The organism is Devosia epidermidihirudinis (assembly GCF_000971295.1).
GTDB lineage: Bacteria > Pseudomonadota > Alphaproteobacteria > Rhizobiales > Devosiaceae > Devosia > Devosia epidermidihirudinis.
This window is the reverse complement of record NZ_LANJ01000011.1, coordinates 24,696-49,226: the sequence shown is the minus strand read 5'-3', so window position 1 is coordinate 49,226 and position 24,531 is coordinate 24,696. Positions and strand designations below refer to the sequence as shown.

23 protein-coding genes are annotated in these 24,531 nt (G+C 61.1%); 11 read left to right on the top strand and 12 right to left on the bottom strand.

The annotated features are described in order from the left end of the window. Nucleotides 1-65: 65 nt before the first annotated feature. The gene (locus WH87_RS03250; protein ID WP_156458042.1) at nt 66-410 is read left to right on the top strand and encodes a hypothetical protein; all 345 of its coding nucleotides are present in this window, start codon (nt 66-68) and stop codon (nt 408-410) included. Between the two features lie 139 nt (nt 411-549). Here the strand turns inward: WH87_RS03250 and WH87_RS03245 are convergent, their stop codons facing one another. Together WH87_RS03245 and folD are read right to left on the bottom strand one after the other, a co-directional pair. Continuing rightward, complete coding sequence (locus WH87_RS03245; protein WP_046138514.1) at nt 550-1,095, bottom strand: DUF1643 domain-containing protein; 546 nt, start codon at nt 1,093-1,095, stop codon at nt 550-552. Continuing rightward, nucleotides 1,092-1,994: a bifunctional methylenetetrahydrofolate dehydrogenase/methenyltetrahydrofolate cyclohydrolase FolD gene (gene folD, locus WH87_RS03240; protein WP_046138682.1), complete on the bottom strand. Its 903-nt coding sequence runs from the start codon at nt 1,992-1,994 to the stop codon at nt 1,092-1,094. The genes WH87_RS03245 and folD overlap by 4 nt, the downstream gene beginning before the upstream one ends. A gap of 103 nt (nt 1,995-2,097) precedes the next feature. Between folD and WH87_RS03235 the strand changes: the two genes are divergently transcribed. Continuing rightward, entirely contained in the window at nt 2,098-2,532 is a 435-nt protein-coding gene (locus tag WH87_RS03235) for a DUF1801 domain-containing protein (protein WP_046138515.1), read from the top strand. A 330-nt stretch (nt 2,533-2,862) separates the two neighbouring features. Then, nucleotides 2,863-4,338, top strand: a complete 1,476-nt coding sequence (locus WH87_RS03230; RefSeq protein ID WP_046138516.1) for an AMP nucleosidase — start codon at nt 2,863-2,865, stop codon at nt 4,336-4,338. Between the two features lie 111 nt (nt 4,339-4,449). Here WH87_RS03230 and WH87_RS03225 read toward each other — a convergent pair whose 3' ends face one another. Next, nucleotides 4,450-5,418, bottom strand: coding sequence for an NAD(P)-dependent alcohol dehydrogenase (locus WH87_RS03225; RefSeq protein ID WP_046138683.1), 969 nt, complete (start codon nt 5,416-5,418; stop codon nt 4,450-4,452). Between the two features lie 11 nt (nt 5,419-5,429). Beyond that, entirely contained in the window at nt 5,430-6,707 is a 1,278-nt protein-coding gene (gene eno / locus WH87_RS03220) for a phosphopyruvate hydratase (RefSeq protein WP_046138517.1), read from the bottom strand. 174 nt (nt 6,708-6,881) lie between these two features. On the opposite strand from eno, the gene WH87_RS03215 reads away from it, so the two are divergent. Then, nucleotides 6,882-7,313, top strand: coding sequence for a VOC family protein (locus WH87_RS03215; protein ID WP_046138518.1), 432 nt, complete (start codon nt 6,882-6,884; stop codon nt 7,311-7,313). Between the two features lie 111 nt (nt 7,314-7,424). Here the strand turns inward: WH87_RS03215 and WH87_RS03210 are convergent, their stop codons facing one another. From WH87_RS03210 to tpiA, 5 genes are all read right to left on the bottom strand, one after another. Then, on the bottom strand, nt 7,425-8,714 hold the full coding sequence (locus WH87_RS03210) for an MFS transporter (RefSeq protein ID WP_046138519.1): 1,290 nt from the start codon (nt 8,712-8,714) through the stop codon (nt 7,425-7,427). A 139-nt stretch (nt 8,715-8,853) separates the two neighbouring features. Then, nucleotides 8,854-9,030, bottom strand: coding sequence for a DUF4169 family protein (locus WH87_RS03205; RefSeq protein WP_082092530.1), 177 nt, complete (start codon nt 9,028-9,030; stop codon nt 8,854-8,856). A 112-nt stretch (nt 9,031-9,142) separates the two neighbouring features. Next, on the bottom strand, nt 9,143-10,771 hold the full coding sequence (locus WH87_RS03200; RefSeq protein ID WP_046138521.1) for a CTP synthase: 1,629 nt from the start codon (nt 10,769-10,771) through the stop codon (nt 9,143-9,145). A 110-nt stretch (nt 10,772-10,881) separates the two neighbouring features. Further along, complete coding sequence (secG, locus tag WH87_RS03195) at nt 10,882-11,343, bottom strand: preprotein translocase subunit SecG (protein WP_046138522.1); 462 nt, start codon at nt 11,341-11,343, stop codon at nt 10,882-10,884. Nucleotides 11,344-11,453: 110 nt separating this feature from the next. Then, a complete protein-coding gene (gene tpiA, locus WH87_RS03190) occupies nt 11,454-12,209 on the bottom strand; it encodes a triose-phosphate isomerase (protein WP_082092529.1) in 756 nt (251 codons plus the stop codon). A gap of 121 nt (nt 12,210-12,330) precedes the next feature. Here tpiA and WH87_RS03185 point away from each other — a divergent pair, with 121 nt between their 5' ends. From WH87_RS03185 to WH87_RS03155, 7 genes are all read left to right on the top strand, one after another. After that, entirely contained in the window at nt 12,331-14,202 is a 1,872-nt protein-coding gene (locus WH87_RS03185) for a peptidylprolyl isomerase (RefSeq protein WP_046138524.1), read from the top strand. A gap of 37 nt (nt 14,203-14,239) precedes the next feature. Then, entirely contained in the window at nt 14,240-15,748 is a 1,509-nt protein-coding gene (gene trpE / locus WH87_RS03180; protein ID WP_046138525.1) for an anthranilate synthase component I, read from the top strand. A 200-nt stretch (nt 15,749-15,948) separates the two neighbouring features. Beyond that, entirely contained in the window at nt 15,949-16,548 is a 600-nt protein-coding gene (locus tag WH87_RS03175; RefSeq protein ID WP_046138526.1) for an anthranilate synthase component II, read from the top strand. After that, nucleotides 16,545-17,567: an anthranilate phosphoribosyltransferase gene (gene trpD / locus WH87_RS03170; protein WP_046138527.1), complete on the top strand. Its 1,023-nt coding sequence runs from the start codon at nt 16,545-16,547 to the stop codon at nt 17,565-17,567. Before WH87_RS03175 ends, trpD begins: the two co-directional genes overlap by 4 nt. Then, nucleotides 17,564-18,376 (top strand): indole-3-glycerol phosphate synthase TrpC, encoded by an 813-nt coding sequence (trpC, locus tag WH87_RS03165; protein ID WP_046138528.1) that lies wholly within the window; start codon nt 17,564-17,566, stop codon nt 18,374-18,376. The genes trpD and trpC overlap by 4 nt, the downstream gene beginning before the upstream one ends. Continuing rightward, entirely contained in the window at nt 18,376-18,867 is a 492-nt protein-coding gene (gene moaC, locus WH87_RS03160) for a cyclic pyranopterin monophosphate synthase MoaC (protein WP_046138529.1), read from the top strand. Before trpC ends, moaC begins: the two co-directional genes overlap by 1 nt. Further along, complete coding sequence (locus tag WH87_RS03155; RefSeq protein ID WP_046138530.1) at nt 18,864-20,066, top strand: molybdopterin molybdotransferase MoeA; 1,203 nt, start codon at nt 18,864-18,866, stop codon at nt 20,064-20,066. The genes moaC and WH87_RS03155 overlap by 4 nt, the downstream gene beginning before the upstream one ends. A gap of 66 nt (nt 20,067-20,132) precedes the next feature. On the opposite strand, the gene WH87_RS03150 is transcribed toward WH87_RS03155, so the two are convergent. The 3 genes from WH87_RS03150 to WH87_RS18760 form a co-directional block, all read right to left on the bottom strand. Then, complete coding sequence (locus tag WH87_RS03150) at nt 20,133-20,423, bottom strand: Dabb family protein (RefSeq protein ID WP_046138531.1); 291 nt, start codon at nt 20,421-20,423, stop codon at nt 20,133-20,135. After that, nucleotides 20,420-22,705: an NADP-dependent malic enzyme gene (locus tag WH87_RS03145; RefSeq protein WP_046138684.1), complete on the bottom strand. Its 2,286-nt coding sequence runs from the start codon at nt 22,703-22,705 to the stop codon at nt 20,420-20,422. Before WH87_RS03145 ends, WH87_RS03150 begins: the two co-directional genes overlap by 4 nt. Before the next feature lie 142 nt (nt 22,706-22,847). Further along, nucleotides 22,848-24,449, bottom strand: a complete 1,602-nt coding sequence (locus WH87_RS18760) for an EAL domain-containing protein (protein ID WP_052726342.1) — start codon at nt 24,447-24,449, stop codon at nt 22,848-22,850. Nucleotides 24,450-24,531: the final 82 nt, after the last annotated feature.

The window sequence follows — 24,531 nt, the reverse complement described above, 5'->3', positions numbered from 1 at the left end:
GTCTCCCTCCCCCTTGTGGGGAGGGATCAAGGGTGGGGGTATCCGGCAAGAAAGATGATTATGCCATGACACGCACAGCCTCCATCCCCGTGACCCTGATCACCGAACCCCGCCACCTCACCGCGCTCGATCCGGACACAGCCCTCATCCGCTTGCCCGCCAATACCGGCCATGGCCACGCCGACGGCTCAAACTGCATGGCCTGCGCCCAGCGCACCGACGTCCGCGCCCTGCTGTCCGACCTGTTGGAGGGCGCCAAACAGGGCCTGCGCCCCAGCTTCACCAGCGTCGTCGTCGACGCCAGCGCCGTCCCCGACATCTCAATCGTCATCGCTGCCCTGACCGGAAAACTCCCCGCCCAAGCCCTCCGCGACCACACTGTCGCGCGGACGTTCTACCTGATGGGATAACCCGTCCCTTAAATCACCCATAACTCGCCCACCTACCGTCGCTGCCCTCGGACTTGATCCGAGGGCCACTCTCAGCACGGCACAAGCGGTCAATGGCCCTCGGATCAAGTCCGAGGGCAGCGCAGTGCATGAAAGATGTTTACCCGAACTGCACCAGCGGCGAATCCCCGCGCAGATACAGCGGATGCTTGGGTGAGCCATCCCCGTTGGTGCCAAAGCACCACATCTCGACGCCATCGGCCCGCAACACCTCCACCAGCGCTTTGCCAGCGGGCGCCAGTGCCTTGTTGAGCTTGCCATGGCACACGATCACCAACGCAGCCCCAGCCGCCGCCGCGCGCATCGCGGGCAGGTTTTCGTCCGACACCGCCACCACACCAGGTTCCAGCAATGCCTTGGGATTGGTCGCGCGATAGTCGCCGACATTGCCCTTCACCATGGCCGAATAGCCCTCACGCTGCGTAAAGGCCCATTCCCGGGCACAAGTCGGATCGTTCACCCTCGCATCGGCCGTGCTCGGGTTCATGCCAATGAACAACACATAGCGCTCGGGGAAAACGTCTCCCGTCCAGCGCCGCATCAACTGGCGATAGCGGCCATCGGCGCTGAACTGAGCGTCACCCTTGACGCCTGGCATCAGCGCCAGGCGGACCTTGCCGCCCGGATCATGGGCGTCAACACTCATGCCGTCAGATCGCTCGGTGGCACGAGGCCGTTGATCAGCGACGCCGTGGTGATGGTGTTGGCCAGCAGGCACGCAATGGTCATCGGGCCGACACCACCCGGAACCGGCGTGATCGCCCCTGCAACCTCAACGGCCTCGGCAAACGCCACATCGCCCACCAGCCGCGTCTTACCCTCGCCCTTTTCCGGCGCCGGCACGCGATTGATACCCACGTCGATCACCGTTGCACCCGGCTTGATCCAGTCACCTCTAATCATCTCGGGACGGCCAACCGCCGCGATCACGATATCAGCGCCACGCACCACATCGGCGAGGTTCTTGGTCCGCGAATGCGCCACCGTCACCGTCGCATTATCGCGCAACAGCAGCTGCGCCATCGGCTTCCCCACCAGATTGGAGCGGCCAACGATCACCGCGTTCAGCCCCTCAAGCGAGCCCAGCTGATCCCGCAGCAGCATCAGGCTGCCAAGTGGCGTACACGACACCGGCCCCGGCAGGCCAATCGTCAGCTTGCCGACATTGGCCGGCGTAAAGCAGTCGACGTCCTTGGACGGCACTATAGCCTCGATGACCTTGTCCGCATTGATCTGCTTGGGCACTGGCAGCTGCACCAGAATGCCATGCACCTGATCGTCTTCATTGAGGCGACGCACCAGCTCAAGCAGCTCGGCCTCGCTCACATCCTCCGGCAATTCATACTTGAACGAAGCCATGCCCACTTCTGCGGTCTGCTTGGCCTTGTTGCTCACATAGACCTGGCTGGCCGGATCATGCCCGACAATCACCACGGCGAGGCCCGGAGTGATGCCATGTTCAGTCTTGAGGCGCTCCACATGGCCGGCAATCCGGCCCCGCAGACCCTCGGCAAAACTCTTGCCGTCGATGATCTTTGCAGTCATGGGAACCTCCAAATGTTGAACCAGGCGCAGCGCGCCGCGCAGCAATAGAAAACCATGGGCCATTCGTCTACGCTTTTGGCAGCAACGCGCGCGGAGGGCAGCCATGTCGGAACAGAAAACCAGGCCGAATACGGGTGACGTTGCCCAGTTCATCGCCCAGATCGAGGACGCGGCAAAACGGGCCGACAGCCTCGCGCTGATCACCATGATGGAGACCATAACCGGCGCGCCGCCAGTCCTGTGGGGCACCATGATCGGCTTTGACCGGTACCATTATCGTTACGCGTCTGGTCATGACGGTGATGCGTTTCTGGTTGGCTTTGCGCAGCGCAAAACCGAGTTCAGCATCTATCTGATGGGCACCTATTCTCCCGAGGAGACAGAGCAGCGGGACGCACTGCTGGCAAAGCTCGGCAAACACCGCATGGGCAAGGGCTGCCTCTATGTTAAGCGCCTCAGCGACATCGACATGTCCGTGCTGGAACAGCTAGCGCGCAACTCTGTCGCCACGCTGCGCGCCACCTACCCAGAAACATAAAGGACTGCGGGACATTTCTGTCACCGCAGCCCTGGGGAATGCCTGCCTGCCGCACTGTTGAGGGCTTGGGGGACAAGCGGCCAACAGTCACTCCTCGCTCACCGGCTGCATGGGTCGCTTGCCATTCCAGTGAACTGACTATCAAGATGGGGAGCAATTGCGGCGAGAAAAGTCCCAATCACACCGATGTGACCCCAACCGCCCGTGACCCCGTGCAGTTGCTGGGATGCCCAGAAGCTGTCATTTGAAACGGGTACACTCTGCCGCAAGAGCGGCGCGATTCCGCAAGCTGGTGCGCTCAATCCGGAGCACACGATTTGAAAGATAGATATGACCACGATCAGCCCACCCCGCCTCGATACGCAGTCCTTCACCGATCCGGAAAAGGCCTGGGCACATCTGGCCGATATCTATCACCGCAATACCAGCTTCATTCGGGGTCACCTTAGCCAACTGGCCAAGGGCATTGTTCCAGAGGGGCGCGTGCGCGCCTGCTATCCCCAGGTTGAAGTCCGCTCCACCAGCTTCGGCAAAGGCGAGAGCACCCTGCCCTATGGCTATCTGCACACCCCCGGCCTTTACCGCACCACGGTGACCGCGCCCGATCTGTTCCGCACCTATTTTCAGGAGCAGTTCGCCGTCATCCTCAAAAACCATGGCGGCACCATCGATATCGGCGAGTCCGACACGCCAATCCCGCTGCATTTCGCCGTGCAGGCCAATGAGCGCATCGATGGTGAAGCGCTGAACGCTCTCAATATCCCGCTGCGCGATGTGTTCGACGCGCCTGATCTCGCCAATACCGACGACGAGATCGCCAATGGCACCTTCGTGCCACCCAAGGGCGGGCCATACCCGCTTTCGGCGTTCACCGCGCCGCGCGTCGACTATTCGCTGTTCCGGCTCAGCCACTACACCGGCACCGACGCCAGCCACTTCCAGAATTTCGTGATTTTCACCAATTACGCATTCTACATCGACGAGTTCTGCCGCGTCGCCAAGGAGTATATGAGCTCCGGCCATGGCCACTATGAGAGCTTTGTCGAGCCCGGCAACGTCGTTACCGACAACGCCTTGCGCGGCGGTACAGTAGCCGGAACATCGCCGGTTCGCGCACCACAGATGCCCGCCTACCACCTCAAGGCTGATCGCGGCCGTGGCATCACCATGGTCAATATCGGCGTCGGCCCATCCAACGCCAAAACCATCACCGACCATATCGCTGTGCTGCGTCCTCATGCCTGGATCATGCTCGGCCACTGCGCAGGCCTACGCAATTCTCAGGAACTGGGCGACTTCGTGCTGGCCCACGCCTATGTCCGCGAAGATCACGTGCTCGACGCCGATCTCCCTGTCTCCGTGCCAATCCCCGCGCTCGCCGAAGTGCAGGTCGCGCTCGAACAAGCCGTAGAAGAGATCACCCAGACCGAAGGCGTTGAAACCAAGAAGATCATGCGTACCGGCACGGTTGCCACCTTCGACAACCGCAACTGGGAACTGCGCGATCAGGCCGAGATCACCCAGCGTCTTAGCCAGTCGCGTGCCGTCGCTCTCGACATGGAGTCAGCCACTATTGCCGCCAACGGCTTCCGCTTCCGCGTCGCCTACGGCACCCTGCTCTGCGTCTCCGACAAGCCCCTGCACGGTGAGCTCAAACTCCCCGGCATGGCCTCGGACTTCTACCGCACCCAGGTCAACCGACACCTTCAGATAGGCCTTCGCGCCATGGAGATCCTGCGCGACCAGCCCGCCGAACGCCTCCATTCCCGCAAACTCCGCAGCTTCGCCGAAACGGCATTCCAGTAAGCTACGCAGCCACAACGCGTCACCCTCGGGCTTGACCCGAGGGCTCTTCCCTTACCTCATCTCCGTAAGGATAGGCCTCGGGCCAAGCCCGGAGAGGTGGCGCTTACCCACCTATGCGCCCATATCAATGATGATCTTGCCGATGTGGTCACCACTACCGATGCGCCGCATAGCGTCTGGGCCCTGCTCCAGAGTGAAGACGCTGTCGATGACTGGCGTAATGACGCCCGAGAGTGTCAGGGCGGCAAGCTGGTCGAGATCATCCACGCTGGGCTTGTAGATCAGCAGTTCCATGCGCTGGGACTGTTCCCGTCCCAGCCGGTGGCCGAGGGCAACGACCTGAACGATGCGGCCAAAGCTGCCGCCCACCAGGACAAGATTACCGCCCTTTTCCAGCGCCCTACGATATCCAAAGACCGACTGGCTGCCGACCATGTCGATGATCAGGTCGTATCGCTGGCCCGTCCGGGTGAAATTCTGTTGGCGATAGTCGATGAAATGGGATGCGCCAAGCTCGCGTAGTCTGTCGCCCTTGTGGCCGCGATCGACCGCCGTGACTTGGGCTCCTGCATGGCGCGCCAGTTGCAGCGCTATGATGCCTGCGCCACCCCCAGCACCACAGACCAGGACACGTTCCCCCGAAGCAAGCCCCGTGCGCAGACGAACAGCCTGCATGGCCAGGAGCCCTGCCTGTGGCAGAGCGGCGGCAGCGTGAAAACTCAGACCTTCGGGCTTGATCGCCAAAGCACTGGCGGGCGCGCAAACGTAGTCTGCAAAGCCGCCCCAGTTGGCGCTGGTAAGATCGCCGAACACGGCGTCACCGACTTTGAGATGAGCCACGCCATCTCCGACCGCTGCAACAATGCCGGCAATGTCGCCGCCAAGAATGCGATGGGGTGGACGGAATGGATCGCTGATGCGACCGAGGGGACGGCCTACGAGGCGGTCCCAATCCCAGGAATTGACGGAGGTGGCATGGATACGCACCAGCACTTCGCCGAGACCGGGTTGCGGCTGGGGCAATTGCTCCAACCGCATTGTGTGGGGCGGGCCATATCTGTCAGTGACGAGGGCCCGCATTTCCATATTCCTTAGCGGCCCTTGACCACCGAGTAGCCGGCATACTTGGCCGACGAGCCCAGCTGCTCTTCGATGCGGATCAGCTGGTTGTACTTCGCGATACGGTCCGAACGCGACAGCGAGCCGGTTTTGATCTGGCCGCAGTTGAGCGCCACGGCGAGGTCGGCAATCGTGGTGTCTTCGGTCTCGCCCGAGCGGTGCGACATCACCGAAGTGTAACCGGCGCGGTGCGCGGTATCGACGGCGTTCAGTGTTTCGCTGAGCGAACCGATCTGGTTCACCTTGACGAGGATCGAGTTGGCGACGCCCATCTTGATGCCGGAAACGAGGCGCTCGGTGTTGGTCACGAACAGATCGTCACCGACCAGCTGCACCTTCTTGCCGATGGCGTCGGTCAGGGCCTTCCAGCCTTCCCAGTCGTCTTCAGCCATACCATCTTCGATGGTGATGATCGGGAAGCGGGCTGCGAGGTCTTCGAGGAAGCGCACATTGTCGTCCGACGACAGCGACTTGCCTTCGCCGACCATCTCGTAGCGGCCGTTCTTGTAGTATTCGGTCGATGCGCAATCGAGGCCGAGGAACACGTCCTCGCCCGGGCGGTAGCCGGCCTTCTCGATCGAGCGCATGATGAAGCCGAGGGCTTCGTCTGCCGAACCGAGGTTTGGCGCAAAGCCGCCTTCGTCGCCAACATTGGTGTTGTGGCCTTCAGCCGACAGACCCTTTTTCAGGGTGTGGAAGATCTCCGAACCGATGCGCACGGCATCAGCAAGGTTTTCCGCGCCGACGGGCAGGATCATGAATTCCTGCATGTCGATTGGATTGTCGGCATGCTCGCCGCCATTGATGATGTTCATCATCGGCACGGGCAGAACGTGGGCGTTTGGACCGCCGATATAGCGGTAGAATGGCAGCTCGCTCGATTCAGCAGCGGCCTTGGCCACGGCCAGCGACACGCCGAGAATAGCGTTGGCGCCGAGACGGCCCTTGTTGTGGGTGCCATCGAGTTCGATCATGGCCTGGTCAACGCCGAGCTGATCGAGCGCGTCCATGCCCTGGATTTCTTCAAAGATCGCCGTGTTGACGTTCTCGACAGCCTGCAGCACGCCCTTGCCGGAATACTTTGGCCCGCCGTCGCGCAGCTCTACAGCTTCATGCGCGCCAGTCGAGGCACCCGAGGGAACGGCGGCGCGGCCGAAGCTGCCATCGTCCAGCACCACGTCGACTTCCACCGTGGGATTGCCACGGCTGTCATAGATCTGCCGGCCGGAAACGTGGATGATAGAAGACATAGAATGTGCCCTTCCCAGATGGGTTACGTCAGTTTCAGCGCCACTCCTAGACGCGCCTTGTGACAAGGAAAAGGGGCGCGCCGAAAAAATCGCTATCAACGCCGATTTTCAGCGCCAAACACGGCCTTTTGCCCTCAGACTGAGCCCAACGAACACAGATTCGCTGGAGGAACCATGCCTAAGCCATTCATCAAGCAACTCGCGCATGTCTGCATTTTTTCGCGTGACCTCGAAAAGTCGGAAGCCTTCTATCGCGAGGGTTTCGGCTTCGACACTGCGTTCATCTTCAAGCGCGGCGAGGAAAAGATCGGCTTCTACCTCAGCCTGGGTGGCCGCACCTTCGTTGAGGTCTTCAGCAAGGACAGCGCACGCTACGACGAGACCAACCAGATCAACCATTTCTGCTTTGAGACCGAAGACATCGATGGCCTGATCGCCCACCTGCGCGCGCAGGGCATCAGCGCCACCGACAAAAAGCTCGGCGCTGACAACACCTGGCAGTCGTGGACTGCCGATCCCGACGGCGTAAAGCTCGAGATCTTCCAGTACACGCCCGAAAGCATGCAATTCGGCAGCCCCGACACCGTCTGCCAGGTCGACTGGTAATTTCCTAGTCGAAGAGCTGTACCGCACCCACCGTGTCACCCCGGGCTCGACCCGGGGTCCATCTCGAGATCCCGGTGCAAGGCCGGGATGACATCGCGGGTGAGGCCGCCCCTATTCCGACGTCTGCCGGATCAAGCCAAACGCGAGCAGCGTAATCACTGCCGCCAGGATCATGTAGTAGCCCACAGTGTGCAGGCCATAGGTCGTCGCCAGCCAGGTTGCCACGTATGGCGCCAGCGATGCCCCGAAAATGCCGCCCAGGTTGAACGTCAGCGACGCGCCGGTGTAACGCACTGCTGTTGGGAATGGCGCGGCGAGCGCGGTTCCGAGCGGGCCGTAGGTCATCCCCATCAGCGCAAAGCCGATGCACAGGAAGCCCAGCACACCCGCCACATTGCCCGAGTCGAACAGCGGTCCCAGCAGCAGGCCGAAAATGGCGATGCTGATGGACACACCCACCATCACACGACGCATACCGAACTTGTCTGCCAGCACAGCCGACACCGGGATGAACAGGCCGAAGAAGCACACGCCGACCATCTGCAGGATGAGGAATTCCTCGCGCGAGTATTTCAGTGCGCCAGTGCCCCAGCTCAACGAGAAGACAGTCATGATGTAGAACAGCACGAAGGTCGCCAGTGCGGCCATGGTGCCGAGCAACAGGCTGATCTTGTGGTCTTTGAACACGGTGACGAACGGCACCTCGACGCGTTCGGCCTTTTCGACTGCCTTGGCGAATTCCGGCGTTTCGCTGATCTTGAGGCGGATGAAGAGGCCGAAGATCACCAACAGCGCGCTGGCAAGGAACGGAATGCGCCAGCCCCATGACATGAAGGCTTCATCACCCATGAAATGGGCCAGTACGAGGAAGATCGTGGTGGCGAAAAAGAAGCCCACCGGCGCGCCCAGCTGCGGGAACATGCCATACCAGGCACGCTTGCCCTCAGGCGCGTTCTCAGTGGCCAGCAACACGGCGCCGCCCCACTCGCCGCCTAGACCAAGCCCCTGCCCCAGACGGCACAGCGCCAGCAACAACGGCGCCAAGACGCCGATCTGCTCAAAGGTCGGCAACACGCCGATCAGGACTGTCGAAATGCCCATGGTGAGCAGCGCGGCAACCAGCGTCGCCTTGCGGCCAATACGGTCACCAAAATGGCCGAAAAAGGCAGCTCCGATCGGACGGGCAAAGAACGCGATGGCAAATGTCGCCAGCGACTGCAGCAGAGCCGAAGTCTCGTCACCCGCCGGGAAAAATAGATGCGGGAACACGATAACCGCGGCCGTGGCGTAAATGTAAAAGTCGAAAAACTCGATGGTGGTGCCGATCATGCTCGCGGCAAGAATGCGGCGAGCCGAATTGCCTGAAGCGGGCACCGGATGGCTGACAGTAGCGGTGGTCATTGAATATCCGGGATGAAGGTCAAATGGGTGTCACCGGGACACGCCTCCACCCCTAGAATGCCGCGTCGTCGGTCAACGATTGGACTGCCGTACCGTACAGTACGGTTCGCGACAACCCTGCAACCGTTCACATCTGACTTCAATCTTCGCGTTTGTGTCCGTCTATGGCTTTTTCGTCACGTGCCTTTTCGGCGGCCTGCAACTGCTTCTCCGCCTTCGTTCGTCCAAACAACACACGGTTCTGCGCCGCCTGAACGTCCTTCTCAGCACGCGCCTTCTGCTTGCGAGCATTCTTGAGGTTGATGATCTCGGCCATGGTCACTCTCTCATCCGTCGCAGTCACATTTATCAGAAAATGTTGCTCACCAAAACAGAAGGGCCATCCCGACATTCTCGGAATGGCCCCTGAATTCGCGTCCTGATCTAAATCAGACCAGACGGCTCTGATCGATCGCAGCCGAAATAAAGCTTGTGAACAGCGGATGCGGTTCGAACGGCTTGGATTTCAGCTCGGGATGGAACTGCACGCCGATGAACCATGGGTGGTCCGTGCGCTCGACGATCTCGGGCAGCTTGCCATCTGGCGACACGCCGGAGAACAGCAGGCCGTTCTTTTCCAGCACCTTGCGGTAATCCATGTTCACCTCATAGCGGTGACGATGGCGCTCGGAAATCTTTGTGCTGCCATAGATGTCGGCAACGCGTGAGCCACGGGTCAGCTGTGCTGGATAAGCGCCCAGGCGCAGCGTGCCACCAAGATCGCCTTCATTGGCGCGGGTCTCGGTTTCGTTGCCCTTGACCCACTCGGTCATCATGCCGACCACTGGCTCCTTGGTCGGCCCGAATTCGGTCGACGAGGCGTTCTTGATGCCGGCGGTGTTCCGCGCTGCTTCAACGCAGGCCATCTGCATGCCAAAGCAAATGCCGAAATACGGCACGTCCTTCACGCGGGCAAATCGAGCTGCTTCAATCTTGCCAGCCGAACCGCGCTCACCAAAGCCGCCCGGCACCAGAATGCCATGCACATGCTCAAGATACGGTGCCGGGTCGTCGCGCTCGAACACTTCCGAGTCGATCCACTGCAGGTTCACCTTGACCTTGTTGGCAATGCCGCCATGGGCCAGCGCTTCGCTCAGCGACTTATAGGCGTCCTTGAGACCGGTGTACTTGCCGACGATGGCAATATTCACTTCACCTTCAGGGTTGTGCAGACGCTTGGACACGTCTGTCCAGGCCGTCAGATCGGGCTCTGGCGCATCGGTAATACCGAACGAAGCCAGAATCTCACGGTCGAGGCCTTCCTTGTGGTAGGCCAGCGGCACGTCATAGATCGAGGAAACATCGAGGCCCTGAATAACGGCGCTTTCACGCACGTTACAGAACAGGCTGAGCTTCTTCTTTTCGCCTTCAGGGATCGGACGATCGCAGCGCACCAGCAGCACATCTGGAGCAATACCAATCGAGCGCAATTCCTTGACGGAGTGCTGCGTCGGCTTGGTCTTGAGCTCGCCGGCCGATGGAATATAGGGCATCAGCGTCAGGTGCAGATAGCAGGCATGGCCGCGGGGCAGATCATTGCCCAGCTGGCGGATCGCCTCGAAGAACGGCAGACCTTCGATGTCGCCAACAGTGCCGCCGATTTCCACCAGCACGAAATCGAAGTCTTCATTGCCTTCCAGCACGAAGTCTTTGATCGAATCCGTCACGTGCGGAATGACCTGCACGGTGGCGCCCAAAAATTCGCCACGGCGTTCCTTGGCCAGCAGGTTCGAATATATCCGACCCGATGTGATGTTGTCGCGCTTATTGGCCGCACGGCCAGTGAAGCGTTCATAGTGACCCAGATCAAGGTCGGTCTCCGCGCCGTCGTCGGTCACGAAGACCTCGCCGTGCTGCGTCGGCGACATCGTGCCGGGATCAATGTTGAGATAGGGGTCGAGCTTCCTCAGGCGGACTTTGTAGCCGCGTGCTTGCAGAACAGCGCCGAGCGCTGCTGATGCAAGACCTTTACCCAATGAGGAGACCACGCCTCCGGTGATGAATACGTACCGAGCCATGGGCGTTCACCTTAATCACATCAGCGTCGATTCGTAGAGCCCTCGCGAAGCTCTACACAAAAAGAAGAAGGGGATGTTGCCATCCCCTTCTGTCGTTCGCCTTGCGGCGGTTAGTTGGTCGCTGGAGCGACCGGTGTTTCTGCAGGCGCCTCGGGCACCGCCAGAGTAGCGTCTGGCGTTGCTGCTGGGGCGGCTTCGGTGGAAGCAGCTGGTGCAGCGTTGGTCGCAGGCGCAGGAACTGGAAGATCGGAATTTGCTGGCTGCAGCGAATTGAGCGCATCGAGCACGCTGGTCGGAGCCGCGCCGTCCTGAGTCTGAGCTGCCTGCTCAAGAATGCTCGAGCTGCCACGATCAAACTCGCTGAGAATCGTCAGGCCAATAGCCGTTGCGAAAAACAGCGTCGCCAGAATCGCAGTCGTACGGGTCAGCAGGTTTGCCGAGCCGCGTGCGGTCATGAAGCCGCCACCGCTGCCGCCAATGCCCAGTGCGCCGCCCTCAGAGCGCTGCAGCAGGATAACTGCAATCAGCGCCAGGACGATCAGCAGATAGGCAACAATCAGGACGTTCGCCATCGTGTCTCAGTCTCAGGTGGTGTTCAAAGATGGCGCGTCTTACACGCCCCGCGCAGTAAAGGCCAGAGGCCGGGCTCAATTTCAAGCCCGTCCCCTAGCGTTCATGTCGCTTATACAGCGGAGATAATAGTCGCAAAGTCCTTTGCCAAGAGGCTTGCGCCGCCCACCAGGCCGCCATTGACGTTATCAATCGCCAGAATTTCGCGCGCATTCTGTGGCTTCAGCGACCCACCATAAAGAACCCGCATGCCCTGACCGACATCACCAAAGCGTTCAACCAGCTTGGCGCGGATTGCGGCATGCATTTGCGCAATGTCGTCATTGGTCGGTGTGCGACCGGTGCCAATCGCCCAGATCGGCTCATAGGCAATAATCACTTCGTGGTGTTCCGCCGCGTCGGGAATCGATCCCGCCAGCTGGCTTTCCACAACTGACTGCGCATTGCCGGCGTCGCGCTCGGCCTCGGTTTCCCCAACGCAGATGATTGGCTTGAGCCCTGCCCCGATAGCCGCTTCAGCCTTTGCGCGCACATCGGCGTCAGTTTCCGCGTGGGTCGCGCGGCGCTCGGAGTGACCGACAATAACGAACTGCGCACCGGCATCCGCCAGCATTCCGGCCGAAATATCCCCGGTATAAGCGCCTGACGCTTCGGCGTGGCAGTCCTGGCCACCGGCCTGAATCCCGGCGCTGGCGCCTTGTAGAGCAACGGCTGCGAGGAGTGTTGCGGGCGGACAAATAACAACGAGAGCACGCGGTGCCTCGCCAGTTGTCATCAGTGTTGCGAGCGATTGCAACTCGTCCAGCGAAGACCGCAAGCCGTTCATTTTCCAGTTGCCTGCGATAAGCGGCGTGATTGTCGTCGTCACTGTTTGCTCTCCTGCCTCTTGCACCGCGGGTTGGTTTGCCCTAACCCCGGCTGTCAAAATGGATTACTAGTGCCAGCCCGCCTGCGCGGTAAAGCCTAGCTTGCTGAACGGAACGTCTGAAATGCTCGATAGTTTGCGTGGTTTTGCAAAATCCTGGCCCGGCAAGGTCATGGGTGCGTTCCTTTTGGTGGGTGTTGCTGGCTTCGGCATCAACAACGTCATCGCTGATTTGGGCACCAACACGGTGGCTCGCGTCGGTGATCAGGAAATTACCTCGCGGCAATTCATTCGCGCTTATCAGAACCAGCTCAATCAGTTGGCGCCACAATTGGGCAGCATCCCAACTGCCGAGCAGGCCATGAGCCTGGGCATTCCCTCCATGGTTCTGCAGAACCTTGCGCAGGAAGCGGGCCTCACCCAGATGGCAAACAATTTCGGCCTTGGCGTGTCCGACGCGAAATTGAGCGACATGCTGCGTAAGGATTCCTCGTTCTGGGGCACCTTGGGCACATTCGATCCATCCAGCTTCAAGCTGGTCCTGCAGCGCAGTGGCCTCACCGAAGCCGAATATTTTGAAATGCAGGGCAATGTTGCCCGCCGCCAGCAGTTGGTTCTGTCGCTGTTCGCCGACGTTCAGCTGCCCAATGCCGCCTCAACCTTGATCAACCGTTATGTCGCGGACACCCGCACCGTTGATTATTTCGTGCTGGGCGACACCAATATCGAAACCCCAGCCGAGCCAACCGAAGATGAGCTGGCCGCCTATCTAACCGAACATCAGTCGCAGTTCCGTACCGTCGAAACCCGCACCGTTCAGATGCTCGAGCTGACCCCGGCCGCTCTCGCCGCCACCAAGACGGTGACGGACGCAGAGATTGCTGCAGAATACGATCGCACCAAGGATAGCCTGGTTCGCCCAGAACGCCGCACCATCGAGCAGGTCGTTCTCGCCACCGAGCAGCAGGTGAAGTGGTTCGATATGGGCCTCACCAATGGCAAGACCTTTGCAACGCTCGTCAGCGAAGCTGGCCTGACGCCGACTCCACTGGGCACGCTGTCCCAGGCCGAAATCAATGACTCGGCCCTCGCGACGGCCGCCTTCGGCGTTGCAAACGACGGCTTCGTCGTCATCGACGGCGCCACCGGCAAGCGTGCAGTCCACGTCTCGGCAATCGAAGCTGGCGGCGCGCCAACGCTCGAAGAAGCCAAGGCCGACATTGCCCAGAGCCTGGCTCTGACCGCAGCGCGCAACGATATCGCCAATGTTCTCGACCAGGTTGAAGAACTCCGCGCAGCGTTCCGCCCTCTCAGCGAGATCGCCGAGCGCTTTGGCCTCAATATCTACGACGCAAACGTCACCGCTGGCGGCACCGAACTCAACGTTCTGCCAAACCTTACCCCAGAAGATCGTTCGCGCCTCAGCCAGGCGATTTTCAAGTCCGAGGTCGGCGGCCTGACGCCAGCGACCCAGATCGCCGGTAGCGGCAATGTGTGGTTTGACCTCAAGACCGTTGATGCTGCTCGCGACGAAACGCTGGACGAAGTCCGCGACGAAGTTGCCAGCGCCCTCACCAACGAGCGCACCCAAACCGCCCTTCTCGCTGCAGCGGCAGACGCCGCCAAGCGGATCGAAGCGGGCGAGGCTGTTGGCGACGTGGCTGCCTCCTACAACGTCTTCCCGCAGCTCAGCACGCCCTTCACCCGCTTTGGTGCAGCCGATGGCAGCATTGACGGCACAGTGGCCTCCTCGGTCTTTGCTGGCGGCGAAGGCCATGCCGGTTCCGCCGTCAGCCAGGATGGCGAGCATGTCGTCTTCAAGGTTGTCGACGTGATCCCTGCCGAAGGCGATCTCGAAGGCCAGGCCCGGACCAGCCTTGAAAATGAAGCCCGTGTTGGCATCTATGGTGACTTTGTCACCGCTGTCAGCAACGAAGCTGGCTTGCGCGTCAACCAGCAGGCTCTCGAGCAGACACTTTCACTCTCCGGCCAGTAGTCACTGGCCGGCCCCCCTAAAACTGGACACAAGACCAATGGGCGACGACTTCTTTCAGCACTTCCAGGAGCAATACAATGCCGGGAAGTCGCAGATTGTCTGGCGTCGCATCGTGGCCGACCTCGAAACGCCTATCGGCACCTATCTCAAGCTCGCCGAGGGCCGCAAAAACACCTTCCTGCTCGAATCCGTGCAGGATGCGTCTGTGCGAGGTCGCTACTCCATCATCGGCACCCAGCCTGATGTGATCCTCAAGGTCGAAGCCGGTTCAGCTGCCATCAATCGCAGCGCACAGTTGGATGAGACCAGTTTCGAGCCCCTGCCCGATCTGCCGCTCGACGCCCTGCGCAAGCTGGTCGCCGACAGCAAGATCGAGGTTGCGCCCGGCCTGCCGCCGCAGTCCGCTGGCGTCTATGGCTATCTCGGCTATGAAATGGTCCGCTACATGGAAGTGCTGCCAAACAGCAATCCAGACCATTTGCAGACGCCCGAAGCCATGCTCATGCGGCCGTCGCTACTGGCCATCTTCGACACCCTCAAGGACGAGCTTTACCTCACCGCGCCAGTCTATGTTCGCGAAGGCATCTCGGCCCGTCAGGCCTATGAAGCTGCAGAATCCCGCATCGACGACGCCATTGCCCGCCTTGGCCGCGCCCTGCCGACCACGCCCGCTGAGGCCGATCTCGAATCCGTCGAGGTCACCAGCAACACCAGCCGCGACGACTATTTCGCCATGGTCGCCAAGGCCAAGGACTACATCACTGCCGGGGATATCTTCCAGGTCGTGCTGAGCCAGCGTTTCGAGGCGGACTTCAATCTGCCCGCCACAGCGCTCTACCGCGCCCTGCGCCGCACCAATCCCTCGCCCTATATGTATTTCCTCGATTTCTCCGGCTTCTCCGTCGCCGGATCGAGCCCGGAAATTCTGGTCAAGGTGCAGAATGGCGAAGTCACCATTCGTCCCATCGCCGGCACCCGCAAGCGCGGCGCCACGCCGACCCGCGATCAGGAACTGGCCGCCGAACTGCTGGCCGACCCAAAGGAACTGGCCGAACACCTGATGCTGCTCGATCTCGGTCGCAACGACGTCGGTCGCGTCGCCAAGACTGGCACGGTCAAGGTCACCGACAAGTTCTTCCTCGAATACTATTCCCACGTCATGCACATCGTTTCCAACGTGGTGGGCGTGCTGGACCCGAAATATGACTTCGTTGACGCGCTCTCTGCCGGCTTCCCGGCTGGCACCGTGTCGGGCGCACCCAAGGTGCGCGCCATGGAGATCATCGACGAGCTCGAAAGCTCGCGCCGCGGCATCTATGGCGGCTGCGTGGGTTACTTTGGCGCTGACGGCACCATGGACACCTGCATCGTGCTGCGCACCGGCATCGTCAAGGACGGCAAGCTCTACGTGCAGTCTGGCGCCGGCATCGTGGCCGACAGCCAGCCCGAGCTAGAACAGCTCGAATGTGAAAACAAGGCCCGCGCCCTTTTCAGCGCCGCCGAGGAAGCGCTACGCTACGCTGGCGAAGCAAGGATCGGGCAATGAGCGAAACTTTGGAAGACCTCATGGTGAGCCTGTCGAACCACGAGGTCGGGTATGCAGATCTCGCCACGACCTCGTCCTTCGACAAGCTCAGGATGAGGTCTACTGAAGCCCATCGATGGCGGAGCTGGTTCTGAACGACAAGTCCGCTCCCGCGGAATGACTCCGAAGTTTCAAACAACTCCTGAGCCGGAACCAGTCAAATGACACGTACCCTCGTCATCGATAACTACGACAGCTTTACTTACAATCTCGTCCACTTTCTGGGCGAACTCGGCGCCGACATCACCGTCGTACGCAACGACAAGATCACGCTCGACGAAGTGGCCGCCTTTGGCGCTGAAGCCGTGGTGCTCTCTCCCGGCCCCTGCACCCCCAATGAAGCCGGCATCTGCCTCGCGCTGATCGAGCGCTTTAAGGCCGATCTGCCCATTCTGGGCGTGTGCCTGGGCCATCAGGCCATCGGCCAGGCCATGGGCGGCGATGTCATCCGCGCACCCCATCTGGTCCACGGCAAGACCAGCGCGATCCATCACACGGGCAAGGGCCTTTTCCGCGGCCTCAACAACGACTTCGAGGCGACGCGCTATCACTCCCTGATCGTCAAGCAGGAGACCCTGCCCGACACACTGGAAGTGACCGCCACCACCGAAGATGGCCTCATCATGGGCATGCAGCACAAGACGCTGCCGCTCCATGGCGTCCAGTTCCACCCCGAGAGCATTGCCTCGGAAAACGGCCATGCCCTACTGCAGAACTTCCTCACCATTGCCCGCGACTTCAACCAGAAGCGAGCCGCGTGATGGATCTCAAGCAGGCACTCAACAAAATCGCTGATGGCAAGGATCTGACCGGCGAAGAGATGCGCTCGGTCATGCGCATCATCATGGCTGGCGACGCCACCCAGGCCCAGATTGGCGCGTTCCTTATGGGTATGCGCATCAAGGGCGAAACCGTTGGCGAGATCGCCGCCGCCGTCTCCATCCTGCGCGAGCAGATGGTGCCGGTCACCGCGCCGGAAAACGCCATCGACATCGTCGGCACCGGCGGAGACGGCGTCGGCAGCCTCAATATCTCGACCGCCACAGCGCTCGTCGTCGCTGCCGCAGGCGTGCCCGTCGCCAAGCATGGCAACAAGGCCCTGTCCTCGCGCTCCGGCTCGTCACAGGCCCTCGAAGCCCTCGGCGTCAAGCTCGACCTCACACCCGACGAAATCGGCCACACCATTGCCGAGGCCGGTATTGGCTTCATGTTCGCGCCGTCGCACCACCCTGCAATGCGCCATGTGGGCCCTGCCCGCGCCGAAATGGGCGTGCGCACCCTCTTCAACCTGCTCGGTCCCCAGTCAAACCCGGCTGGCGTTCGCCGCTACCTGCTCGGCGTTTATTCCGAGCAATGGGTTGAGCCTGTCGCAGCGGCGCTGCTCGCCAACCGCGCCATCAAGGCTTGGGTCGTCCATTCCAGCGAGGGCCTCGACGAGCTCTCCACCTCGGGCCCCAATTTCGTGGCCCAGATTGCTGGCGGCGATCTGCGCAGCTTTGAGCTTCACCCTGAAAAGATCGGTCTTAAGCTGACCGATCCCAAGGATCTGCTGGGCGGCGAACCCGCTGAAAACGCGGCCGCAATCAACGCTCTCTTCGATGGCGCCCCCGGCGCTTATCGCGACACTGTGCTGCTCAATGCTGGCGCGGCGCTGCTCGTGGCCGACAAGGTCGCCACCATCGAAGACGGTATCGCCATGGCCGCCGACGCTATTGATAGCGGCAAAGCCAAAGACACTCTCGCCCGCCTCGTAGCGGTATCGAACGGACGCGACGCATGACCGACATTCTCAAGCAGATCGAAGCCTATAAGCGCGAAGAAATCGCCGCCGCCAAGACCTCGCGCCCTTGGGCCGAAGTGGTGGCAGAGGCACATGATCAGCCCGCGCCGCGTGGCTTCATCAACGCCATCAAGGCCAAGCGCGCCAAGGACGAGTACGCCCTCATCGCCGAGGTGAAAAAGGCCAGCCCCTCCAAGGGCCTGATCCGCGCTGACTTCAACCCGGCAGAAATCGCCCGCGCCTACGAAGCAGCTGGCGCGGCCTGCCTCTCCGTGCTCACCGATCGCCCCAGCTTTCAGGGCTCGCCGAGCTATCTAATCGAGGCCCGTGCCGCTACCCAGCTGCCCGTGCTCCGCAAGGATTTCCTGTTCGAAACCTATCAGGTTGCCGAAGCCCGCTCCTGGGGCGCCGACTGCATTCTCGTGATCCTGGCCGCCGTTGACGACGAAGTCGCTCGCTATCTGCTCGACGCTGCTGCCGAATGGGGCATGGACGCACTGGTGGAAGTGCACGACCAGCTCGAACTCGACCGCGCCCTGGCGCTCGATGCCTCCTTCATCGGCATCAACAACCGCAATCTGCGCACCTTCGAGACCACGCTCGACACCTCGATCAACTTGGCAGTCGGTCTGCCCGCAGGCACGCTGCTGGTCAGCGAAAGCGGCATCAACAGCCACGAAGATGTGCTCCGCCTCGACACAGCCGCTGGCATTGGCACCTTCCTCGTCGGTGAAAGCCTGATGCGTCAGGAAGACGTCACTGCGGCCACCCGCGCCCTGCTGATGGGTGCTCCTCAGGCGGCCCGGTGATGACAGGCGGCCTCACCCACCTCAATGCCAAGGGCGAGGCCCACATCGTTGATATCGGCGATAAAGCCGTGACCCAGCGCCGCGCCGTCGCCCAGGCCCGCATCAACGCGCTGCCCGCGACGGTGACGGCCATCATGGGCGGCGCCCTCAAAAAAGGTGACGCGCTCGCCGTCGCCCGCGTAGCGGGCATCATGGCCGCCAAAAAGACCTCCGACCTCATCCCCCTCTGCCACCCGATTCCGCTGACTAAGGTGAGCGTCGACATCGAGGCAGACGGCGAGACTACCATCTTGATCCACGCCACAGCGCAAACGACCGGCCAGACCGGCGTCGAGATGGAAGCGCTTGTCGCCGCTTCCGCCACGGCGCTGACGCTCTATGACATGGCCAAGGCCATCGACCGCGCCATGACCATCACCGATATCTGCGTCCTCGAAAAGTCCGGCGGCAAATCCGGCGATTTCACCCGCCCAAGTTTGTCAGAAAAATGAGCCTGCTCCCGGTCGAAGACGCCATCGCCGCCATTCTCCGCCGCGTTCCCGCCCCCACAGCCGAAACGGTCCCGCTGACCGACGCCGTCGGCCGCGTACTTCTGCATCCGATCGTGGCGACGCACAACCAGCCACCCTTCGACGCCAGTGCCATGGATGGCTACGCCGTCCGCGCCGAGGACATCATCCCCGGCCATAGCCTCACCATCGTCGGCGTCTCGCAGGCCGGTGCTGGCTTCACCGGCACCATGACCGCTGGAGAAGCCGTCCGCATCTTCACCGGCGCGCCCGTCCCGGCCGGCGCCGACACCGTGATCATGCAGGAAGAAGCCAAGGTGCATGACGGCGCCGTGTCCTTCACCAGCCATCCTCGCAAGGGCCACAGTGTGCGTCCGCTCGGCAATGACTTCGCCAAGGGCCAAAGCCTTGTCGACGCGGGCCAGCGCCTCTCGCCCATGCAGCTCTCCGTCGCCGCCGCTGCCAACGCCTCCACCCTCGACGTCGCGAAGCGCCCTCGGATCGCACTGCTTGCCACCGGCGATGAACTCGTTCTGCCCGGCGACGCCCTTGGCCCCGACCAGATCGTCGCCTCCAACAGCTTCGGCCTCAAGCCGCTCCTCGCGCCCTATGCCGAAACAGTCACCGATCACGGCATTGCCCGCGACGACCGCGCCGAACTGCGCGCCAAGCTTGAGGCCATCTTCGCCGACGAACCAGACATCGTCATCACCACCGGCGGCGCCAGTGTCGGTGACCATGATATTGTTCAGGAGATCCTTCTTGAGCTGGGCGTGACGCTCGATTTCTGGCGCATCAATATGCGCCCCGGCAAACCGCTCATGTTCGGCACGCGCGGCAAGACGCTGATCTTCGGCTTGCCCGGCAATCCGGTTTCGGCGATGGTCACCGCCATCATCTTCATCAAGCCCGCCTTACGCCAATGGGTTGGGTACACCGATCATGCCGTCTGGCATCTGCCCCTGGCCGCCGCCACGCCTGAAAACACCGCCCGCCGCCACTTCATGCGCGCGCACCTGCATCATACGCCCACGGGCCTCGCCCTGCTGCCGATCTCTCAGACCGACAGCGGCCACACCTCGTCCATGTCCCGCGCCGACATGCTCATTGTGCAGCCCGAACACGACCCCGGCCAACCCGCCGGAACCATCGTCGAAGCCCTCGTCATCGACGCGTTCTAGGCACCAAACGAAAACGGTCCCCGGATCAACTCCGGGGACCGCAAATCTCAGCGCCATTACGATCGCCTAAATCAGCACATAATCGATCTCGAGAAACCGCTCGACTTCCGGCACCCAGCGATCCCGCACAAACGAGACGTGATAGGGATGCGCGTCGTAGGCCGCGTAAGCGTCCTGATCGGCAAACTCCATCGAGAAGCCGAACGCGTAGTCGTTCTTCGCGCTTACCTGCCGCAGCTGCTCGAACTTCTCCACGCCCGGAATATCGGCCAAAATCTTGGCGTCTCGCAGGAAAGCCAGCTCCTCGTCGGAGCCAGCCGCGTGCTTGAGAGTGAAGATCACACTGTGCCGGATCATGCTTCCGAACCAATCGATTCATTGGCCGCAATCGCAGCCATGTTGACGATTCCGCGGCTGGTCGTCGACGGCGCCAGAATATGCGCAGGCGAACGTGGCCCCATCAGGATTGGACCAACCGACAGGGCGTTGTTCATTTCCTTGAGCAGTGTCATCGACAGGTTTGCCGCGTCCAGATTTGGGAAGATCAGCAGGTTGGCTTCGCCGCCCAGCACGCTGTCTGGGATATAGCGCTCGCGCAGGCCTTGGTTCAGCGCCAGATCGCCCTGCATTTCACCTTCAACGATCAGCTCGGGCGCGATCACCTTCAGCTTGTTATAGGCCTCGCGCATTTTGTAGGCGCTCTCGCCATCGCGCGAACCGAAGTTCGAATAGCTCAGCAGCGCCACCTTGGCTTCAATATTGAAGCGCTTGAGGTGGCTCCGTGCCTGCAGCGCAATTTCCACGATCTCTTCGGCAGTCGGGTCCGGATTGACATAGGTGTCAGCCAGGAAAAACGCACCGCGCGGCATGATCAGCATCGAGAGCGCCGACACATCGGTCACGCCCTCCTGCAGCCCGATGACCGAGCGGATGTCTCGGACGTGCTTGATGAAGCGCCCCTGCAACCCGCAGATCAGCGCGTCCGCCTCACCGCGCTTCACAGCCAGCGCACCAATCACCGTCGTATTGGTACGCACCACCTGCCGCGCCGTATCCGGCGTCACGCCATCGCGGCCCACCAGCGAGTGGAACAGGCTCACATAGTCGCGGTAGCGTGGATCGTCCTCGGGGTTCACCACCTCGAAGTCGATGCCCGGCCGCAGGCTCAGACCAAAGCGCTCAATGCGCGATTCGATCACCGATGGACGCCCGATAAGGATCGCCTTGGCGATACGTTCTTCCAGCAGAACCTGCGTTGCGCGCAGCACGCGTTCATCTTCGCCGTCCGCAAAGGCGATGCGCTTGTTCTGGCCCTGCGCCCGATCGATGATTGGCTTCATCACGAGGCCCGAGCGGAACACGAAGCGGTTAAGGCTATCCATATAGGCCGGCCAATCGGTGATCGGCTTCTTGGCCACGCCAGATTCCATCGCTGCCCGCGCCACTGCCGGCGCAATGCGCAAAATCAGCCGCTGATCGAAGGGATTGGGAATGATGTGGTCAGCCCCGAAAACAGCCGGCGCGCCCGATGGCGAGCTTTCCAGGCCGGGTTCATGCGCCAGGCGTGCAATGGCGCGCACCGCTGCCAGCTTCATCTCTTCGTTGATCGTAGTCGCGGCCACGTCGAGCGCTCCACGGAAGATGAACGGGAAGCACAGAACGTTGTTGACCTGGTTCGGGTAGTCCGAGCGCCCGGTACACACCATGGCGTCTGGACGGGTCTCCTTGGCCAATTCAGGCGTGATTTCAGGGTTGGGGTTAGCCAGCGCCAGAATCAGCGGCTTGGGTGCCATCTTGGCCAGCATTTCGGGCTTGAGTGCCCCTGCAGCCGACAGGCCCAGGAAAATGTCCGCGCCCTCGATGACTTCCGCCAGCGTCGTCGCGTCGCTGGTGCGGCGGAACTGGCCGCGCCACTTGTCGTTCACGTCGTTGCGCTTGTGGGTAACCAGACCGTCCTTGTCGGCCACCCAGATGTTCTCATGCTTGGCGCCAAGCGCCACCAGCACGTTGAGGCACGCAATCGCCGCTGCACCCGCACCGGATGCGCAGATCTTCACGTCCTCGATCTTCTTGCCCTTGAGCTCCAGCCCATTGAGCACCGCTGCACCGACGATGATTGCCGTGCCGTGCTGGTCGTCGTGGAACACTGGAATCGGCATCCGCTCGCGCAGCGCCTCTTCGATCTCAAAGCAATCGGGCGCGCGGATATCTTCAAGGTTGATGCCACCAAAGGTCGGCCACAGGGGCGCCACGGCATCGACGAATTTCTTGGGGTCCAACTCGTCGATTTCCAGGTCGAACACGTCGATCCCGGCGAACTTCTTGAACAGAACCGCCTTGCCTTCCATCACCGGCTTGGACGCAAGTGCACCGATATTGCCCAACCCCAGAACGGCCGTGCCGTTCGAGATCACCGCAACCAGGTTCTGGCGAGAGGTGTACTTCGCAACCGAGTCGGGATTAGCCGCGATTTCTTCGCAGGGCGCAGCGACGCCGGGCGAATAGGCAAGTGCCAGATCACGCTGGTTGCCCAATGGCTTGGTCGCCTGAATTTCGAGTTTGCCGGGCTTGGGGAACTCGTGAAAATGTAGCGCAGCTTCCCGTAGCGCTTTGCGCTGTTCGTTCACATCAGTCGACACTTGCAACCCTCCTTACGGCCCGCCTGCACATCCCCTGAACTTGTGGTCAAACAAGGGCAGCAAGCCTGCGTTCGTGCCACCAAATTTCAGCGATTAAAAGGGCTTATGTCAGTGCAACTCTGCAACTAAAGACCATGGCACCTTATGCGGCACCGGTCACGACCTGTTCGATGCGGCGACGGGGTGTTTGCGTTGCGTGCAGTGCCGTCGCCAGTTCGCGGAATGCCGCCACTTTCAGCGCTGGTGCAAAAATGAACCCCTGAGCCTGAATGACGCCGCGCGAACGAAGATACAGCGCCTGCTCCTCCGTTTCCACGCCTTCCGCCACGATCTCGCAATCCAGTTCACGCGCCATGGTGATCAGCCCATCAAGCACAGGAACCTGAGTCGTGCCCGGCTTGACCATATCGATGAAGATGCGGTCGATCTTGATGATGTCGACGCCGAGCGTGCCGATATAGGCGAGGTTTGAGTGACCAGTGCCCGCATCGTCGAGCGCCAACCTGCAACCCAGCGCGTGCAGACCCGCGATAACGCTTGTCGCCACAGCCGAATTTCCCAGCGGGTGACGTTCGGTAATCTCAAACACCAGCTGGCGCAGATTGATCTTGGAGCCGCCAAAAATCGCCGTCACGTCATCGATGATGCTGGCGTCGCGGAAGTGCCCTTCGAACAGATTGATGGAGATTTTGAGGTCCGGCATCATCTGGCACAGATCGCCCAGATCGTATTTGACCTGCTGCATCAACGACAGCGTCATCGGAATGGCCAGGCCCGTCACTTCCGCATAGTCGATGAAGGCGCCAGGCGAAACCACCTGCCCGTTTCGTTTCTCCCAGCGGCACAGCACTTCGCAGCCCGTCAACTCGCCCGTGCGCAGGTTGATCACCGGTTGGTAGTACGGCTTGATCTCGCCGCGTGAAATCGCGCGTTCCAGATCGAATGCCGGCACCCGCGAACGCCGTACGAAATTCAGCAGGAAAATCAGGAAGCCACCACCAAACAGGCTCGCCACAATGGTGAAGGCGGTGTCGAGGTCGCCATATCCGGCCCGCGCCATGGCAAAGGGCACAGCCGACTCGACCTTGATCGGCATTTCCCCGGCAAAGCTCACAGCAGCCAGAAATTCGGTGCTCGATCCGCGGTTGTCGAAGGAGGTGCTATCACCAATGGTCAGCAGCGAAGCGCCATTCGCCAGCACCACCCGGACCATCGATGAACTCGGCAGGCTGCCGGCAAGCGCGCGCTCAGATTGTCCCAGCAGCGGCATGAAAACCGACACCCGCCGAGTTTCCCCAAACGCCTGGGTGATCTTCAGCGCCGGCATGTCCATCTCGCCCAGCTTCACCACTGTCAGCGTCTCGGTAAACCCGACAATCGGCAGGTTCTGCGACATCGGCGAATAGGCAACGTTCCGACCGAATGCGTCGCAATATTGAACGCCATCCGCGTTCTCGACGAGCACCTGTCTCACATTGATACTGGATTCGATCTCGCGCTGGACGTTTGCGACAAAGGTCGAAGTACAAAGCGAAGGGCTGTCCGCAAGGATGCGCCGCAGCGTCAGAATTGCGTCCGATACACCGATTTCAATCTGTGAGGAAATTGCATCAACAGACTGTTGAATAACGACTTTTTCGCGCACGCGAACGTAAGCGTTGAGGGCGTAATCGACCGCAAAAATAGGCATGAACGCCAGAATGGCGCCCAGCAGTACAAAGAAATGGGAGTACCGCGACTTCAATGATCGAATCCCAAAGGCCCCTTCAACACACCTTGGGTATCAATCAGCCTTTAACGGACTATTAATGCTGATTAACGAGTGG